This is a genomic window from Pseudomonas sp. NPDC088429 (assembly GCF_044753305.1).
Lineage (GTDB): Bacteria > Pseudomonadota > Gammaproteobacteria > Pseudomonadales > Pseudomonadaceae > Aquipseudomonas > Aquipseudomonas rustica.
The window spans coordinates 1-3,293 of the sequence record NZ_JBIVMX010000064.1 but is presented as its reverse complement, the minus strand read 5'-3'; the positions used below and the strand labels follow the sequence as shown (position 1 = coordinate 3,293).

Below are 3,293 nucleotides of genomic sequence, written 5' to 3'. Positions count from 1 at the left end.
GTCTTATTCTTCGATGCCGTTTCTTTCGTGGATCTCTTTGGAGAGTAAGATGAGTTATCTGTAGGTGCTTGCGTTGCGCAGCGCGATATTCAGCATGGGCTGCATGGATGTGTCACCTAAGGTTGTTAAAGAAAGCCGCGCATTCTATCAGAACTTTTCTTCAGGTGAAGGACGCTGTTCGCTTTCATAGCTTAACGGTAGGCTGTTCTGTAAGATTTGCACCCCTTTCCTGTGTCCGAGAGCGCCTCCCTTGCTGCAGAACATTCGTGTTGTCCTGGTCAATACCAGCCACCCCGGCAATATCGGCGGGGCCGCGCGCGCCATGAAAAACATGGGTCTGTCGCGACTGGTGCTGGTCGAACCGCGCCTGTTTCCGCACCACGAGGCCGATGCTCGCGCCTCCGGTGCCGGTGACATCCTTGAAAACGCGCAAGTCGTCGCCACCCTGGAAGACGCGTTGGTCGGCTGCAATCTTGTGCTCGGCACCAGCGCCCGTGATCGCCGAATCCCTTGGCCGCTGCTGGATCCGCGCGAATGCGGCACCAAAGTGGTTGAGGAAGCCGGGCAGGGCGCAGAAATCGCTTTGGTATTCGGTCGTGAAGATTCCGGCCTGACCAATGACGAGTTGCAGCGATGTCACTTTCACGTGCACATCCCCTCCGATCCTGAGTTCAGTTCGCTGAACCTCGGGGCGGCGGTGCAGGTGTTGAGCTATGAAGTGCGCATGGCCTGGCTGGCTGCACAAGGTCAGCCGAGCAAGATCGAGAAAGAAGAAGTGGCCTCGGTGAAAAGCGCCGAGCTGGCGACCATGGATGAGCTGGAGCGCTTTTATGAGCATCTGGAGCAGACGCTGGTCGCTATCGAATTTCTCGATCCGGAAAAGCCGCGGCACTTGATGGCGCGCCTGCGCCGGTTGTACGGACGCAGCTCGGTCAGCCGGGCGGAAATGAATATTTTGCGTGGCATCCTCACGGAAACCCAAAAAGCGGCCCGTGGTGAGCTTCTAAAGCGGAAGGACTAAATGATGTTTGAGCGTTTGCGTGAAGATATCCAGAGCGTGTTCCATCGAGACCCGGCGGCGCGTAACGCTTTTGAAGTTCTGACCTGCTACCCCGGCATGCATGCAATCTGGATCCATCGACTGGCCGGCATGCTGTGGCGTAACGAGCTGAAATGGCTGGCGCGGCTGGTGTCGAACTTCGGTCGCTGGCTGACCGGGATCGAAATTCATCCGGGCGCCAAAGTCGGTCGACGCTTCTTTATCGACCACGGCATGGGCATCGTCATTGGCGAAACCGCCGAAATTGGCGATGACGTGACCATTTATCAGGGCGTGACCCTCGGTGGCACCAGTTGGAACAAAGGTAAGCGCCACCCGACGCTGGGCGACGGTGTTGTGGTGGGTGCGGGCGCCAAGGTGCTTGGCCCGTTCACCGTCGGCGCCGGTGCCAAGGTCGGTTCCAATGCTGTTGTGACTAAAGAAGTGCCGCCGGGCGCCACGGTAGTGGGAATTCCGGGGCGGATCATCGTCAAATCCGACGAAGAACAGGACGCCAAGCGCAAGGCCATGGCCGAGAAGATCGGTTTTGATGCCTACGGCGTCAGCGAAGACATGCCCGACCCGGTGGCGCGCGCCATCGGTCAGTTGCTCGATCACCTGCAAGCGGTGGATGGGCGGCTGGAAGGGATGTGCGGCGCGCTGAAGGATCTGGGCAGCAATTACTGTGCGAAAGATCTGCCTGAGCTGCGCGAAGAAGACTTCGCCTGCGTCAAAGGCAAAGACGAATCCAAAGCCGGCTAGCGCCCCTGTAGGAGCTGCCGAAGGCTGCGATCTTTTGACTTTGCTTTCCATAAGATCAAAAGATCGCAGCCTTCGGCAGCTCCTACAGAGGCTTGCGCCGGCCGGTGTGCCATTACGCCGCAGACCCTGCTATCATTCGCGCGCTCTTTTGCGGGTAATCCCGACTAAAGTACTAGGTCTTAAAGTTGACTTAAATACTCGGGAATTGCATACTCGCCCCATTCTGAACTCCGTGGTAACTGTCCATGCGACTGACTACAAAAGGCCGATACGCCGTGACCGCCATGCTTGACCTGGCGTTGCACGCGCAGCACGGGCCCGTGTCCCTGGCCGATATCTCCGAGCGCCAAGGCATCTCCCTGTCCTACCTCGAACAGCTGTTCGCCAAGCTGCGCCGCAGCAACCTGGTTTCCAGTGTTCGCGGCCCGGGTGGTGGCTACCAGTTGTCCCGCGACATGCAGGGCATCCAGGTCGCCCAGGTGATCGATGCGGTAAACGAATCGGTTGATGCCACCAAATGCCAGGGCCAGGGCGATTGCCATTCCGGCGATACGTGCCTGACTCACCATCTGTGGTGCGATTTGAGCCTGCAGATTCACGAATTTCTAAGTGGTATCAGCTTGGCTGATCTTGTAACTCGCCGTGAGGTGCAAGAAGTAGCCCAGCGTCAGGACCAGCGTCGTTGCAACAGCAAGGCGCCACGCCTGGACAAGATTGAAGCGTCCGCCGTCGAATGACAGCCGAAGAGCTAGCGGTACGCCAGCCCTGATTTAGGAGATAGTCCATGAAATTGCCGATTTACCTTGATTACTCTGCGACCACCCCGGTCGATCCGCGCGTTGCGCAAAAAATGAGTGAATGCCTGCTGGTTGACGGAAACTTCGGTAACCCGGCGTCCCGTTCCCACGTATTCGGCTGGAAAGCTGAAGAGTCCGTCGAAAACGCCCGTCGTCAGGTGGCCGATCTGGTCAACGCCGATCCGCGCGAAATCGTCTGGACCTCCGGTGCCACTGAGTCCGACAACCTGGCAATCAAGGGTGCGGCACATTTCTATGGTTCCAAGGGCAAACACCTGATCACCTCGAAGATTGAGCACAAGGCTGTCCTCGACACCATGCGCCAACTGGAGCGTGAAGGTTTCGAAGTGACCTACCTCGAGCCAACTGAAGACGGTCTGATCACCCCGGCCATGATTGAAGCGGCACTGCGCGAAGACACCATTCTGGTCTCCGTAATGCACGTGAACAACGAAATCGGCACCGTTAACGACATCGCCGCGATTGGCGAAATGCTCCGCGCCAAGGGCATTCTGTTCCACGTCGACGCCGCTCAGTCCACTGGCAAGGTCGAGATCGACCTGCAGAAGCTGAAAGTCGACATGATGTCGTTCTCCGCCCACAAAACCTACGGCCCTAAAGGCATCGGTGCGCTGTACGTCAGCCGCAAGAAGAGTTTGCTCATCGAAGCGAGCATGCAGGGTGGCGGTCACGAG

Annotated in this window: 4 protein-coding genes; all 4 read left to right on the top strand. The window is 57.9% G+C overall.

What is annotated here, in order from left to right:
- Positions 1-250 precede the first annotated feature (250 nt).
- Positions 251-1,021 (top strand): tRNA (cytosine(32)/uridine(32)-2'-O)-methyltransferase TrmJ, encoded by a 771-nt coding sequence (trmJ, locus tag ACIP66_RS23545; protein WP_008084663.1) that lies wholly within the window; start codon positions 251-253, stop codon positions 1,019-1,021.
- Between the two features lie 3 nt (positions 1,022-1,024).
- Positions 1,025-1,801: a serine O-acetyltransferase gene (cysE, locus tag ACIP66_RS23540; protein ID WP_007964422.1), complete on the top strand. Its 777-nt coding sequence runs from the start codon at positions 1,025-1,027 to the stop codon at positions 1,799-1,801.
- A 245-nt stretch (positions 1,802-2,046) separates the two neighbouring features.
- Positions 2,047-2,538, top strand: a complete 492-nt coding sequence (gene iscR, locus ACIP66_RS23535) for a Fe-S cluster assembly transcriptional regulator IscR (RefSeq protein ID WP_003227911.1) — start codon at positions 2,047-2,049, stop codon at positions 2,536-2,538.
- A 47-nt stretch (positions 2,539-2,585) separates the two neighbouring features.
- The coding region (locus ACIP66_RS23530; RefSeq protein WP_400651273.1) for an aminotransferase class V-fold PLP-dependent enzyme at positions 2,586-3,293 on the top strand (708 nt) is incomplete at its 3' end.

Coding starts and splice junctions, on each gene's coding strand:
- iscR (WP_003227911.1), top strand. CDS start 2,047: ATGCGACTGACTACAAAAGGCCGATACGCCGTGACCGCCATGCTTGAC.
- cysE (WP_007964422.1), top strand. CDS start 1,025: ATGTTTGAGCGTTTGCGTGAAGATATCCAGAGCGTGTTCCATCGAGAC.